The 14,460-nt window shown below is 70.0% G+C and carries 11 protein-coding genes; 5 read left to right on the forward strand and 6 right to left on the reverse strand.

Features of this window, described 5'->3' with window-relative positions; all coding sequences use genetic code 11:
- Positions 1–37 precede the first annotated feature (37 nt).
- Complete coding sequence (locus ACFOYY_RS34940) at positions 38–694, forward strand: TetR/AcrR family transcriptional regulator (RefSeq protein WP_352011561.1); 657 nt, start codon at positions 38–40, stop codon at positions 692–694.
- A gap of 35 nt (positions 695–729) precedes the next feature.
- Here the strand turns inward: ACFOYY_RS34940 and ACFOYY_RS34945 are convergent, their stop codons facing one another.
- Positions 730–2,073 carry an FAD-binding oxidoreductase gene (locus ACFOYY_RS34945; protein ID WP_386195431.1) on the reverse strand — a complete coding sequence of 448 codons (1,344 nt, stop codon included), beginning with the start codon at positions 2,071–2,073 and terminating at the stop codon, positions 730–732.
- 209 nt (positions 2,074–2,282) lie between these two features.
- On the opposite strand from ACFOYY_RS34945, the gene ACFOYY_RS34950 reads away from it, so the two are divergent.
- Positions 2,283–2,624, forward strand: a complete 342-nt coding sequence (locus tag ACFOYY_RS34950) for a hypothetical protein (protein WP_352011563.1) — start codon at positions 2,283–2,285, stop codon at positions 2,622–2,624.
- Positions 2,625–2,660: 36 nt separating this feature from the next.
- On the opposite strand, the gene ACFOYY_RS34955 is transcribed toward ACFOYY_RS34950, so the two are convergent.
- The 5 genes from ACFOYY_RS34955 to ACFOYY_RS34975 all read right to left on the reverse strand — a co-directional run bounded on the left by ACFOYY_RS34955 (position 2,661) and on the right by ACFOYY_RS34975 (position 8,336).
- Positions 2,661–2,921: a hypothetical protein gene (locus tag ACFOYY_RS34955; protein ID WP_352011564.1), complete on the reverse strand. Its 261-nt coding sequence runs from the start codon at positions 2,919–2,921 to the stop codon at positions 2,661–2,663.
- 67 nt (positions 2,922–2,988) lie between these two features.
- Positions 2,989–3,840, reverse strand: a complete 852-nt coding sequence (locus ACFOYY_RS34960) for a helix-turn-helix domain-containing protein (protein WP_362775728.1) — start codon at positions 3,838–3,840, stop codon at positions 2,989–2,991.
- A 388-nt stretch (positions 3,841–4,228) separates the two neighbouring features.
- The gene (locus ACFOYY_RS34965) at positions 4,229–5,035 is read right to left on the reverse strand and encodes an enoyl-CoA hydratase family protein (RefSeq protein ID WP_352011566.1); all 807 of its coding nucleotides are present in this window, start codon (positions 5,033–5,035) and stop codon (positions 4,229–4,231) included.
- Positions 5,036–5,127: 92 nt separating this feature from the next.
- Positions 5,128–6,882 carry a serine/threonine protein kinase gene (locus tag ACFOYY_RS34970; protein WP_386195434.1) on the reverse strand — a complete coding sequence of 585 codons (1,755 nt, stop codon included), beginning with the start codon at positions 6,880–6,882 and terminating at the stop codon, positions 5,128–5,130.
- Positions 6,883–6,974: 92 nt separating this feature from the next.
- The gene (locus ACFOYY_RS34975) at positions 6,975–8,336 is read right to left on the reverse strand and encodes an FAD-binding oxidoreductase (RefSeq protein ID WP_362775732.1); all 1,362 of its coding nucleotides are present in this window, start codon (positions 8,334–8,336) and stop codon (positions 6,975–6,977) included.
- Between the two features lie 163 nt (positions 8,337–8,499).
- Between ACFOYY_RS34975 and ctaD the strand changes: the two genes are divergently transcribed.
- The 3 genes from ctaD to ACFOYY_RS34990 all read left to right on the forward strand — a co-directional run bounded on the left by ctaD (position 8,500) and on the right by ACFOYY_RS34990 (position 14,391).
- On the forward strand, positions 8,500–10,173 hold the full coding sequence (gene ctaD / locus ACFOYY_RS34980) for an aa3-type cytochrome oxidase subunit I (protein ID WP_386195436.1): 1,674 nt from the start codon (positions 8,500–8,502) through the stop codon (positions 10,171–10,173).
- 313 nt (positions 10,174–10,486) lie between these two features.
- Positions 10,487–13,273 (forward strand): immune inhibitor A domain-containing protein, encoded by a 2,787-nt coding sequence (locus ACFOYY_RS34985; protein ID WP_386195438.1) that lies wholly within the window; start codon positions 10,487–10,489, stop codon positions 13,271–13,273.
- Positions 13,274–13,452: 179 nt separating this feature from the next.
- On the forward strand, positions 13,453–14,391 hold the full coding sequence (locus tag ACFOYY_RS34990) for a diacylglycerol/lipid kinase family protein (RefSeq protein ID WP_352011571.1): 939 nt from the start codon (positions 13,453–13,455) through the stop codon (positions 14,389–14,391).
- Positions 14,392–14,460: the final 69 nt, after the last annotated feature.

Here is a 14,460-nt window from a genome sequence, read left to right on the forward strand (position 1 = left end):
TACGGGGCCCCGGTGCCCGCTGCTGTAGTCTTGCGCAGTGCAGAGCGGAGGAGGGGCGCGCGGCAGCCGCGCGGACCAGGCCGACCAGCGCCGGGCCGAGCTTCTTGAGGCCGCCCGGCGGGTGGTGCTGGAGCGCGGGCTCGCCAGCACCCGTGTCGCGGACATCGCCAAGGCCACCAACGTGAGCGGCGGGCTGATCCACTATCACTTCGCCACCAAGGACGACCTCATCACCGAGATGCTCCGCAGCACCAGCGAGTCGGAGATCCAGCGGCTGAGGGAGATCGCGGCGGAGCGGGGCGGCGCCGTCGAGCGGCTCGACCGGGTCCTGCGTTTCTACATCCCGGCCTCCCGCTCCGACCAGAGCTGGATCCTCTGGCTCGACGCCTGGGCCGTCGGGGTGCGCGAGGCGCACGTCAGGACCATCCTGCTGGAGCTTGAGGGCGCCTGGATCGAGATCCTCGCCGAGGTGATCTCACAGGGGGCCGAGACGGGCGAGTTCACCTGCGACGACCCCCAGGGGGCGGCCGAGCGGATCGACGGGATGCTCGACGGCCTGGTGGTCCGTTACACCCTGCACGCGGGCGGCATGTCCCGCAGCAGGCTGCTGCACCACGCCAGGGTCGCCGCGGCCCGCGAGGTCGGCCTGAGCCCCGCCGTCTTCGAGGAGCAGTCTCCCGCCCCCGAGGACTGACCCCTCACCTCCCTCACCGTCGCCTCAGCGGGGGATCAGCCGAGGACCGGGTAGTTGGCGCGCAGCACGCCACGGGGGTCACGGGCCCGCTTGACGTCACGCAGCCGGGCCAGGACGTCGCCGGGGAAGGCCGCCGCCGCGCGCTCCCCGACCCCCAGGAAGGTGTACGGCTTGCGCCCGCTGGTGTGCGGCACGAACTTCCCGGCGATCTCCTTGAGCCGGGTCTCCACGGCGGCCGTGGCCTCGGGGCCCGGGGTGACGCCGAACATGTAGAGCGAGTAGGGCTCCGTCAGATGGCCGCAGGCGCCGCCGCCGGGCACCGGATGGGCGAGCGCGCCGCCCAGGTGCCGGACCTGAAGGCTGACCAGCGGGGCGATGGGCTCCGACAGCAGCGCCCCGGCCACCGCGTCGTCCAGGCCGGTCAGCAACTCCGCGTGCCCGAGGGCGGGCGCCGGGTCGGACGGCTCGGCGCAGACGTCCCCCAGGGCGGCGACGGGCAGCGGCCCCCGCGTGTCGGAGACCGTCCCGCCGATCGCCTCGAAACGGCGCAGCAGGTCGCGCCCCTCGGCCGCCTCCCCCAGGAAGGTGGTGTCGATCGTCACCATCGACCTGCCGCGCAGGTGATCGGGCAGGAAGTCGAACGGGGGGAAGTTCAGCAGCGTGAACCAGACCGCGAGTTCCTCGGGGGCCGAGGCGGTGACCTCCCGGAAGGCGGCGAGCACCTCGCCCGCCCGCTCGGCGGGCCACATCAGGCGCCCGCCGTACAGGTGGGGAGCGGGGTGCAGGTCGAACTCGACGGCCGTCACCAGCGCGAAGTCACCGCCGCCGCCGCGCAGGGCCCAGAACAGCTCGGGGTCGGAGTCCGCGTCCACCCGGAACGCCTCCCCTTCGGCGTCCACGACGTCGAGGGCGCGGACGGAGTCGGCGGCGTGCCCGTGACGGCGGCTGAACCAGCTCAGCCCGCCGCCCAGGGTGTAGCCGACCACGCTGGGCGCCGTGGAACTGCCCGCGAGACCGGTCAGGCCGTACGGGCTCACGGCGGAGAGCGCCTCGGCCCACCGTACGCCCGCCCCGACCCGGGCCAGCCGCTCCTCGGGCCGCACCTCGACACCGCCGAGCGCGCCGGTGCGCAGCAGGATCACCCCCTCGACGTCGCCGGTCGCGCCGTGGCCGCTCGGCTGGGCGGAGACCGAGAGCCCGGCCAGCCGGGCGTAGCGGACCAGGGCGGCCACGTCGGCGGCGTCCCGCACCTCGACCACGGCCAGGACGGGCTGGTCAACGGCCAGGTTCCAGGCGGCCCTGGCCCGGTCGAAGCCCTCCTCACCCGAGGCGAGCACCTGCCCCCTGACCGCGCGCCGCAGGTCGTTCCCGATTGTCATGATCTATCCCTTCGGTCGATGCCCCGACTCTGGCGTGACCGATTTGGAGACGACTTGGGGTTGGTTTGAGGTCGACCACAAATGGGAGTTCGCCATTTGGCCGGTTACGGACAGTTCCGTGGCGTGACGCCGGGAAGGCGGGGAGTGGGCCATGCTTGTGCCGCCGGTCGGGACGGCCCCGCCGGGACGATCTCGAAGGGGAGGCGGGAGTGGACGCCCTGCGGAGGCTGCGGATCAGGGGAACGCTGTCGGCGCTGGTGATCCTGGCCGCGGGGGCCACCGCGACCGCGACCGCGGCCGACACCCGGGCGGACGGGCGTTCCTGCGAGCCGTGGACCCTGTGTCTCCGGGCGCCCGCCGTACCGCCCGCGGTGACCCCCGGGCCTGCGGGTCACCGGCCGTGGACGATCGGCGACATCACCGGCGACAGATGGTGCCTGTACGCGCGACCACAGGGCCGGACGGACCTCGTGGGAATCCTCGGCGGGCGCGAGGGCAACCTCGAACGCTGGATCAGGAACAGGGGCGCCAGGGCGCCGGGACCCTGCTGACGGGGCGCCGGCGAGGGCCGGAGACCGGGTGAGGGGTCAGGCGGGCAGCGCGGCGAGCAGGAAGGCGAGCCGGGCGGCGGCGTCCTCGATGTTGTCGGCGCTGCCGAGCCGGTAGCCCCACGAGGTGATGAACCCGCCGTCCTGGGAGCAGGTCACGGTCTCGGTCAGGGTGCTGCTGAAACGATTGCGCACCGAGACGTAGGCGGGGTCGTCGAAGGAGACCCGCTGCACGGCCAGATCGGCGTGCTGCCGCGCCGCGGCGGCGAACTTCTCAAGGCAAGACAGCGTGTCCAGCATCGTGCATCACCTCCGTCTCGACAGAGAATTGCACGATCTTGGGAGGTTAATCAAGCAATTGCGGATACTAAACCCGAGATTGTCGTGTGAAATCCTCCAATACCTTGACGATCACCGCCCTGGCGTCCTCCCTGAAGGCCGCGACCTGATGGAACTCCTCGAAGCTGTGCTCGTAGAACGCGATGTCCTCCGGGTCGCGCAGGATCAGGTCACGGGTCCTGGTCGGCACCGCCACCTGCCCCCTGTCGTAGATCCAGAAGCCGTTGATCGGGGCCGCGGGCAGCGGGGCCTCGAAGGGCAGGACGCCGAACTCCACGTTCGGCAGCGCGGTGACCGCGAGCAGCCGGTCGAGCTGGCCGCACATCACCTCCGGCGGCGCCAGGCGGTAACGCAGCGCGGCCTCGGACATGAGGAACCGGAACGTCCTGCTCGGGTCGTAGAGGATCTCCTGGCGCCGCATCCGCACCCTGATGGCGGCGTCGACCTCGTCGGGCGCGTTGTACAGGCGTTTGATCCTGGTGAAGACGCTGCGGGCGTACTCGGTCGTCTGCAGCAGGCCGATGATCACGCCGGGCTCGACCACCCGGAACGTCTGGGTCCGCGACTCCAGGTCGCGGATGTCCTCCTGGAGCGTGGCCAGGCCGGTACGGTGCCGCTGCCGCCAGGAGTCCTGACGTTCCAGCAGGACGCAGGCCTGCTCGACCAGCTCCTCGACGATCTCGGGGGTGGCCTCGACGGCCTGGCCCCAGAGGGTGACGTCGTCCTCGGTGGCGGTCTGCCGCGCGTTCTCGATGCGGGAGACCTTGGACGGCTGCCACCTCAGCCGTTCTGCCAGCTCCTTGCCGGACAGCTGCGCGGCCTCGCGCAGCTGCCTGAGCCGGGCGCCCAGCTCGGTGCGGACCTGCTGGAACTCGCTCACCCGATCTCCTCCGCGGATCGCGGGGGGCGGGGCGCCCGCGCGCCCACCGGCTCGCCCGTTCCGCGCGCCCGTCGAATCTCCCGCATGGTTCGCACGAGGGTAGACCGAGCGCGCGGATCGTGCCATAGCCGTCTCCCCAATCGTGATCAATATGTGTGGGAACGTCCGGCGAGCGGCCTCCTGGCTCCGTCTCCCGGGGTGCGGCGCGGGCCGGAGGGGGTCGGAAAGCGCGAACGCATGACTGATTCCTTCCCCAATCCAGCATCTTCGGACAATTGCGCGCAATCCTAGACTTCGGAAGGTTGCATGAGGGTTTCAAATCCTGAAATGCCCATATTTCATGAAATATGGGATTAATAGGACTTTTGGCGCGCGACCGCCGTACGGCTCAGGATCGCTCGGGCACCCAGGAGGGGGCGCGCTTCTGCATGAAGGCCGTGATCCCCTCCTGCCCCTCGGCGGAGGTGAACCGCTGCGCCGACAGCTCGGCCATGCGCCGCGTCCCCTCCTCGAAGGACAGGGCGGGCACCTCGCGCACCAGCCGCTTGGTGAGCGCCAGCGCCTCAGGGCCGCCGCGCAGCAGCATCCCGGCGTAGTGGGCGACCGTCTCGTCGAGCAGTTCCCCGGGCACCGCCCTGGTCAGCAGGCCTATCTCCTGCGCCCTGGCCGCGTCGAAGGTCTCACCCGTCAGGAAGTACTCGGCCGCGGCCCTGGGGTCGAGCCTGCGCAGCACGGTCACCGAGATCATCGCCGGGACCACGCCGAGCCGTACCTCGGTGAACGCGAACGACGCCGTGTCGGGGGCGATCGCGAAGTCGCAGGCCGCGACCAGGCCGAGACCCCCGGCGCGGGCGGTACCGTTCAACCGGCAGACGACCGGTTTGGGGCTCTCCCAGATCAGGCGCATGATCTCCGGGAACGAGGCGGTCACCGGGGCCCCGGGCGCGCCGCCGGGCTCGGTCCGCTGCTCCTTCAGGTCCGCGCCCGCGCAGAAGACCGGTCCCGTCCCGGTGAGCACGACGACACGTACCTCCTCGTCGGCGAGCGCCTGGGTGAGCAGGTCCTCCAGGTCGCCGAGAAGCCGCACGGACAGCGCGTTCCGGTTGCGCGGGGAGTCCAGGGTGATCGTGGCGATCCCGCCGGACACCTCCTTGCGCACCAGGCGCTCCACTGGCCGGTCCGTGTCGGTGTTCATCCACGCTCCTTGGTCGCTCCCGGCCCCGGGTTCGGCGCCGACGCGCAGAACGGTACCCGGCGCGGCCCGGGGCGAGGCGGGCGGGACTCCTGTCAGCCGCAGTGGCTCCAGCCGCTCTTCCAGGTCGCCGTGCCGTACGTGCCGCCCCAGATGACGCACTTCTTGACGGCGGCGATCCGCACCGGGCCCGCGTAGGCGGTGAAACTGCCCGGGTTCGAGCCGGAGGCGCCCCCCTTCACCTGGAGGATCGCGTTCATCTTGATCTTCCCGGGGACCATGTACCTCGACATGGTGACGACGCAGTTCTTGCCCGCCGCGGAGTTGTAGAGCAGGTAGACGGTCGCGGCGCCGATCCCCCTTGAGTCGATCACCTTGTAGCCGGAGCCGCAGACACCGGTCGCGGTGTAGATGTTCGGGGTCGGCTTGGGCGTCGGCTTCGGAGTGGGTTTCGGCGTCGGCTTGACCGTGGGTTTCACCGTCGGCTTGGGCGTCGGCTGCACCGTGGGCTTCACGGTGGGCTTCACTGTGGGCTTCGTAGTGGGCTTCACGGTGGGGGCGACGGTCGGTTCGACGGTGGGCTTGACCGTGGGCTTCTGCGTGGGCTTCGGGGTGGGCTTGGGCGTGGGGTCCTGGGTCGGCTTCGCGCTGGGCTCACGGGTCGCCCGAGGCGGGCCGGACGGCTGCCGGGGCCGGGCCGTGCCGGGCTCCGCGGTGAGACGGCCGACGGGCTCGGTGCTCCTGCGCTGCCGAGGGCGGGGCGTCGCGGACGTCCAGGCGGAGGGCGGGTCGGCGGGGGAGAGCACGGGGTCCGGCGACGGCGACCGCACCGTGACGGGCGGGGAGACCGCGGCCCGCGTGCTCGCGGCCCCCCAGTCGCCCTGCAGCACCACGACGGCGCCCGCCGTCGCGCCGAAGACGACGATCGCGGCGGTTCCGGCGAGCAGCATCCCGGAGGGGCGCCGCCGTACCCGTGGAGCCACGGGGGCGGGCGCCGGTGCCGGTGCCGGGGCGGCGGGCGCGGCGTTCCTGACGGGAGAGGGGACCGTGGCCCCCATCAGATGGCTGACCAGCTCCTCGGCGGTCGGGCGTGACGCCGGGTCCTTCGACAGGGAGGCGGCGACCAGCTCGCGCAGATGCCCCTCAAGACCGCCCAGGTCGGGTTCGACGGTCAGGATGCGGTTCATCACCACGGCGATGGAGTCGGCGCCGAACGCGGGCCGCCCGGTCGCGGCGAAGACCATCGTGACGCCCCAGGCGAACACGTCGGCCGCCGCCGTCACCTCACCCCCGCCGAGCTGTTCGGGAGCGAGGTAGGAGGGCGTCCCCATCGTCGTCCCCGTCGCGGTGGTCCCCGGCGAGTCAAGTGCCCTGGCGATGCCGAAGTCGATCACCACGGGCCCCTCGGGCCCCATCAGCACGTTGGCGGGCTTGAAGTCCCGGTGCAGGATGCCCGCCCGGTGGATGGCCGAAAGGGCGGTGGCGGTGCTGACCGCCAGGCGTTCGAGCGCCGCGCCCCGCCTCGGGCCCTCCCGGTCGACGAGCTGGCGCAGGGAGGGGCCGGGCACGTACTCGCTCACGATGTACGGCTGGCTGCCCGCGAGGTCGGCGTGGAGCACCGGGGCGGTGCAGAACCTCGCCACCCGCCGGGCGACGGAGACCTCGCGCAGGAAGCGCGTCCTGGCCTCGGGATCGGTGGCGAGCCCGTGGTGGAGAAGCTTGACGGCCACCTGCTCGCCCGCGGGCCCCCTGCCCAGGTAGACGACGCCCTGGCCTCCTTCGCCGAGCCTGCCGGTCAGCTCGAACGGCCCGAGCCGCGGAGGATCCCCCGACGTGAGCGGCTGTACCACGATGCCCCCCGACAAAACCTACGAATTGGGTTATGTGGTGCAGAACGCTACCAGCGTGAGCCGTGGTCCGGATGGCGCGCCGGAGACGCCCGTCAGATGGCCTTGCCGGGGTTGAGGATGCCGAGCGGGTCGAAGACCCGCTTGATCCCGTGGTGGACCTCCTCGGTCACGGGTCCCGCCTCCAGGGCGAGCCAGCGCCGTTTCAGCAGCCCGACCCCGTGCTCGCCGGTCAGGGTGCCGCCCATCCCGAGCGCCTCCCTGAAGACCTCGTCGGCCGCCGCCCACACCTGGGGCGGCGGTTCCGCCAGGCCGCGATCGAAGACGAAGACCGGGTGCAGGTTGCCGTCGCCCGCGTGCGCGACCGTGGCGATCAGCACCCCGTGCCTGGCCGCGATGGCCTCGATCCTCTCGATCATGTACGGCAGCGCGGAGCGGGGCACGCACACGTCCTCGACCAGGCACTTACCGAGCCGTTCCTTGGCCTGGTAGGCGAGCCTCCTGACCCCGACCAGTTCCTCGGCCTCCTGCTCGGAGGAGGAGACCGCGACGAAGGGCGAGCCGTTCTCCGCGCACAGCCGGGCCATCCGCTCGGCGACCACGGGGCCGTCCGCGGCGTCCGACTGCGCGATCAGCATCGCCTGGGTGCCGGCCTCAAGCCCGATGTTGCGCCAGTCGTCGATGGCCTTGAGCGTCGTGCGGTCGAGCATCTCAAGCAGGGAGGGCTGGCACCCCGCCGCGATGATCGCCGCGACCGCGGCGGCGGCGTCCCTGAGCGAGGTGAACTCGGCCGCGATCGTCGCCGGATAGACGGCCGGAGCCCGGCGCAGCCGCAGGGTGGCCGAGGTGATCACGCCGAGCGTCCCCTCGGAGCCGATGAACAGGCCGGTCAGGTCGTAGCCCGTCACCCCCTTGACCGTGCGCCTGCCCGTCTCCAGGACCCGTCCGTCGGCCAGGACGACCTCCAGGCCGAGCGCCGAGTCGCGGGTCACGCCGTACTTCACGCACCGCAGGCCGCCCGCGTTCGTGGCCAGGTTGCCGCCGATCGTGGAGATCTCGTGGGAGGAGGGGTCGGGCGCGTACATCAGCCCGTGCGCCCTGGCGGCCCTGTCCAGGTCCGCGGTGATCACGCCGGGCTCGACCACGGCGACCTCGTCGGCGGGCGAGAGCTCCCTGATCGCCGTCATCCTGTGCAGCGTCAGGACGACGCAGCCCTCGACCGACGTCGCCCCGCCCGCCAGGCCGCTGCCCGCGCCCCTGGGCACGACGGGCACCCGGTGCTCCGTGGCCCACCTGAGGGTGGCCACCACGTCCTGCCTGGTCTCGGCCGGCACGACGGCCAGCGGCCTGCCCGGTTCGAGGAAGGTCCTGTCCCGCGCGTAGGAGTCGGTGACGTCAGGGTCCGTCAGGACCTTCTCCGGCGAGAGGGCGGCGACGAGTTCGGAGATAACGCTCACAGGGGGACTGTACGGGGCCCGGTCCGAGGGGGGATCACACGGGATGTCACGTGATGATGCGGGCGAGGCTCGGTGAGGGTTCTGCCAAATGTGGTGACGTGACGGCCAGGTGAGGAGAAGTCTCGATTCGTACGGCTGTCGCCCAACCGAAGGGAGCCTCGCTGTGACGACTGTGCAACAGCGGGCCGCGGCCGAGCCCGTCCGCGCGGGGAGGGTGGTCGTCTCGTGGCTGACGTCGACGGACCACAAGGTCATCGGAGACCTCTACATCATCACCGCGTTCGTGTTCTTCCTGATCGGCGGCGTGATGGCCCTGGTCATCCGGGCCGAGCTGGCGCATCCCGGGTTGCAGCTCGTCAACACCGTCCAGTACAACGCGCTGTTCACCATGCACGGCACGCTGATGCTGCTGTTCTTCGCCACCCCGCTGTTCGCCGGGTTCGCGAACGTGATCATGCCGTTGCAGATCGGCGCGCCGGACGTGGCCTTTCCCAGGCTCAACATGGTCAGCTACTGGCTGTTCCTGTTCGGCGGGATCATCGCGCTCGGCGGGTTCGCCACCAACGGCGGAGCGGCCGACTTCGGCTGGACGGGCTACACCCCCCTGTCGGTCGCGACCTTCTCCGGGCAGGTGGGCGGTGACCTGTGGATCGTCGGCCTGGTGTTGTCGGGCCTGGGGACGATTCTCGGCTCCGTCAACTTCATCACCACGATCATCTGCATGCGCGCTCCCGGCATGACGATGTTCCGCATGCCGCTGTTCACCTGGAACGTGCTTCTCACCGGACTGCTGGTGCTGATCGCCTTCCCGGTGCTGGCCGCCGCGCTGCTGGCGCTGGAGGCCGACCGCAAGCTCGGCGCGCACGTCTACGACGCCGCGACCGGCGGGCCGCTGATCTGGCAGCACCTGTTCTGGTTCTTCGGCCATCCCGAGGTGTACATCATCGCGCTGCCGTTCTTCGGCATCGTCACCGAGGTGATCCCGGTCTTCAGCCGCAAGCCGCTGTTCGGCTACATCGGCCTGGTCGGCGCGACCATCGCCATCGCGGGGCTGTCCGTCACGGTCTGGGCGCACCACATGTTCGCCACCGGCCGGGTGCTGCTGCCGTTCTTCTCCTTCATGACGTTCCTCATCGCGGTCCCGACCGGGGTGAAGTTCTTCAACTGGGTGGGCACGATGTGGCGGGGGCACCTGACCTTCGAGTCACCCATGCTGTTCTCGGTCGGCTTCCTGGTGACGTTCCTCCTGGGCGGCCTGACCGGCATCATCCTGGCCTCCCCGCCGCTGGACTTCCAGGTCACCGACTCCTACTTCGTGGTGGCCCACTTCCATTACGTCGTCTTCGGCACCGTGGTCTTCGCGATGTTCGCGGGCTTCTACTTCTGGTGGCCCAAGATGACGGGCAAGATGCTCAACGACACGCTGGGGAAGATCCACTTCTGGCTGTTGTTCATCGGCTTCCACGCGACCTTCCTGGTGCAGCACTGGCTCGGCGCGGCGGGCTTCCCGCGCCGCTACGCCGACTACAGCCCGGTCGACGGCTTCACCTTCCTGAACCTGGTCTCCTCGGTCGGCGCTTTCATCCTGGGTGTCTCCACGCTGCCGTTCCTCTACAACGTCTGGTGGACCGCCAGGAACGCGCCGAAGGTGACCGTGGACGACCCCTGGGGGTTCGGCAACTCGCTGGAGTGGACGACCTCCTGCCCGCCGCCGCGGCACAACTTCACCTCGCTGCCGCGCATCAGGTCCGAGCGTCCCGCGTTCGACCTCAAGTACCCCAGGGTCGAGGCGCAGCCGCGCCAGCTCGATCCGACCGCCCCCGGCGAGGAGGTCTGAACCGGGGTCGCAGGAGAGCGAGCCACCGGATTCCCTACTCGGGGTCGTCGGCGGGCCCGGGGAGCCGTGGGAGCGGTTCCCCGAGGCCCGCCTTCCGGCTTTCACCGCGCTGACCTGCTGTGAAAGCGCTGTCAACAGAAAAATAGTGGAAATCATCACCATTTCCTGTGAAGTGATGATTCATTACAGTTTTACAACATCATTCAGCGGCTTTACTCCTGCTTTACCTTCTCGTCTAACGTCCCGCTCGGTGCGTACATAAGGCGCATCTGGGACGTTCGCGCCCGGCGAACCCGGGCAGGGAGGGTAAGCGTTGTCCAGCAAAGGCAGGGGTGCTCGAAGGCGCCTGCTCGCGATAGTGCCCGTCGTGGGCCTGGCCGCTGCGGGACTGGCGGCGGGAGGAGTGTCGGCTCAGGCGGACACCACGGTGGACACCACGGTCGCGAGGTACCAGCCGACCGCAGCCGACTACTACATCAACTACGCCACACCCAGGGACGAGCCCGAGGTGCAGGACCCGGCCGCGCCGAACTCCAAGGAGCGCCGGATCAGCCCGTCAAGGCAGATCGCCCACAAGTATTCCGAGGGTAACCCCGCCGCGGCACGCGTTCTGGCCGCGCGCGAGGCGGAGGCGATCAGGACCGGCATCAACCCCGCCGACTTCCTGTTCAAGAAGGCCAAGGTCGCCAAGCAGGCCAAACTCCTCACCGTCCTGGTGGAGTTCAACGACAAGGCCAACGACGACTTCTCGGGCTTCAAGCGCCCGCCGAACGTCAACGACGACGACCCGGCGAACTGCGTCACCGAGCCGCCGGGCACCCTGCTCAACGGCCCGCTGCATAACAAGATTCCCGACCCCGCGTCCTTGGCACACAAGGACAACAACAGTTTCTGGGTGCCTGATTTCAGCCCGGACCACTTCAACAAGATGCTTTACAGCAAGGAAGGCATCACCAAGAGGGTCCGTACCGACCTGACCGACCCCCGGGACGGTCGCAAGGGCATCAACATCGCCGGCTCCACGATGCGGAACATGTACGAGGAGCTGTCCAAGGGCGCCTACACGGTCACCGGAGAGGCCACCCCGTGGGTCAAGGTCCCGCACTCCGAGGCCTACTACGGCGCCCGCGCCTGTGGCAAGGAAGCGCAGGACATGAGCGGCCACCCGAGCAACCCGCTCGGCCCCGGCCAGCTCGCGATCGACGCGGTCGACACCCTGGCCGCCGCCAACCCGAACTTCCCGTGGGCGGACTACGACGTCGAGGACGTCGCCGACTCCGACGGTGACGGCAACTTCGCCGAGCCCGACGGCGTGGTCGACCACCTCGTCCTGGTCCACGCGGGCAAGGACAAGTCCTCCGACGGCGGCGCCGAGGGCACCTACGCGATCTGGGCGCACTCCAGCGCCGTCGCGGGTGGCTACAAGGTCCCCGGCAAGGACGTGAAGATCTCCAACTACATCGTTCAGCCCGAGGACTCCGGCGTCGGCGTCTTCGCCCACGAGTACGGTCACGACCTCGGTCTGCCCGACCTCTACGACACCACGGGCAGCGCCTCCTCGGCCGTCGACTTCTGGGACCTCATGTCGGCCGGCTCCCACAGCGGCCCGATCTTCCAGTCGATGCCGACCCACATGGGTCTGTGGGACAAGTGGATCCTCGGCTGGGCCAACCCCAAGGTCTTCAACCCCGGTGACCGCAGCCGCGTCGTGACCGTCGGTCAGTCCTCGCGCACGCCCAAGTTCACCGAGGACGGCGTCCGGGTGAACCTGGACAGCGCGCCGCTGAAGATGGTCGAGCCGCACAGCGGCACCAAGATGTGGTGGTCCAACCTCGACCAGGAGTGGGCCGACGTCAAGCTCACCCGCGACGTCCAGGTGCCCGCCGGCACGGACGTGAAGTTCTGGCTCTGGAACAACTACGAGATCGAGGAGGACTGGGACTTCGGCTTCATCGAGGTCTCCACGGACAACGGCGCCACCTGGAGCCAGCAGAAGGTCTACACCGAGGGCGGCGCCCTGGTCTCCACCGGTGACGACTACCCGGACCCGAACAAGAACCTCTCCAAGTTCAACAACAGGAAGTACGCCCTCACCGGCAACACCAACGGCTGGCGGCACGACTACGTCGACCTGGCCCCCTACGCGGGCAAGACGGTCAAGCTCAGGCTCGTCTACAACACCGACGCCGCCTTCACCCCGCGCAGCTGGCACGCCGACGACTTCTCGCTGACCAACGGCGCCCAGACCGTCTGGAGCGACGACGTCGAGGGTGGCAACCAGGGCTGGACGGCCAGCGGTGGCACCTACACCAACACCCACGGCCAGGGCTGGGGTATCAACGACGGCTTCCGTGAGGTCTCCCGGTTCTACCTCGCCGAGTGGCGTAACTTCGACGGCTTCGACAAGGGCCTGCAGTACACCTACACCACCGACTACTCGCGTGACGGCTCGTGGAAGGTGGAGAAGGTCAAGTACAACGCCCCCGGCCTGCTCGTCTGGTACCGCGACTCGACCTTCACCAACAACGTCCTGAGCAACAACCTCGAACTGTCGCCGAGCATCGGCTCCAAGGGCAGCCTGCTCCTGGTCGACTCCCACTTCGAGCCGCTGCGGCGGACCGGCGTGGCCGCGACCAAGGACACGACCATCCTGAAGAACATGCAGGGACGCGTGCAGACCTCCAACGCGGCCTTCACCTTCGGCAAGACCTACCCCTTCAAGGAGTGCATCGAGGGGCCGAACGAGCCCTTCAGCGAGTACTGCACCAACACCGCCGCGCTGCCCGGTGTGCGCGAGTTCACCGACGCCAAGACCTGGTACCCCGGGTTCGAACTGCGTGACGGCAGCCTGTACTACCGTGACTTCGACGCCTCGGTGGTCGTCCCCTCCAAGGGCGACCAGCAGTACAGCACCCGGGTGGTCAACCCCGACGGCACCCCCGCGACCGACGTGTACGGCGTCGACCTGGGCAACGGCAACGTCCTGGGCAGCGGTAATCCCGGTGACGAGGGCAAGGCCCTGGGCGTGAAGTTCAAGCTGCTCGCCCCGCTCCCCGGCAACCTCGGTGTCCTCCTCCAGGTGACCCCGCCCAAGAAGTGACCCGGCGCGTCCCCGTCCGGGCCCACCCGGGCGGGGACGACCCCGGCGAACGGTGAGACACCAGGACGCCCGGCCGGACCTCTCCGGCCGGGCGTCCGCCGTACCCGGCCGCGGGCGCAGCCCCACGATCCGGCGGGCCCTACGATCTGACGGGAAGGCAGTGGACCGGAAGGGGCGGCGTGGGCGAGTTACGAGGCAAGGCAGAGCACACCGAGGCCATCAGGACCGGGCGCCGGGTCTGCGTGGTGGTCAACACCCACTCGCGCAGGGGCCGCCGCCTCTACCCCCGGGTGGTCGCCACGCTGCGCGCCGAGGGCTTCGAGCCGATCCGCACCTTCGCCGTGGTCGACCCCCGCCGTCTGCGCGCCACCCTGGACACGGCCCTGGCCGAACGGCCCGACCTGCTCATCGTCGGCGGCGGGGACGGCACGCTCAGCGCCGCCGTCAAGCACGTCGCGCACCGGGACGTGGCCCTGGGCGTGCTGCCGCTCGGCACGACCAACAACTTCGCCCGCAGCCTCGGCCTGCCCCTCGACCTGCCGGGCGCGATCAGGGTCTTCCGCACCGGCAAGGTCGCCGACGTCGACCTGGGCGTCGCCGGTGACAGGGAGTTCGCCAACCTGGCCAGCTTCGGCGTCTCCGTCGAGGTCGCGGGCACCGTGAGGCCCTGGCTCAAACGCCTGCTCGGGCGGGCCGCCTACCCGCTCACCGCGCTGACGATCCTGCCCCGCCACCGGCCCTTCCGCGCCTTCATCACGGCAGACGGCCGCCGCCACGAGCTGCTCACCCACCAGCTCAACATCGCCAACGGCCGTTTCCACGGCGGCTGGCAGGTGGCCAGGGACATCAGCATCGACAACGGCAGGCTCGTGGCCTACCAGCTCGGTTCGGGCAAACGGCTGAGGCTGCTGGTGGAGACCCTGGTACGGGCGACGACCGGCCGCTGGCGCAGCCTCGCGGGCGGTCCCTTCGTCGTCGGTCAGGAGATGTACCTGGAGACCGACCCGCCGCTGGCGGCCGACGTCGACGGCGAGGTGCGCCTGATGACCCCGATCACGATCAGGACCGTTCCCAACGGCCTGCGCGTCATGGTCACGGACGACTTCGTCGACTCCTGACGCGCGGGGCCGTACGGAGGCGGGACCTAGTAGTACTTTGTTAGGTCAGCCTGTTGTAACTGGTCGGTG

It is taken from the genome of Streptosporangium jomthongense (assembly GCF_042650425.1).
GTDB lineage: Bacteria > Actinomycetota > Actinomycetes > Streptosporangiales > Streptosporangiaceae > Streptosporangium.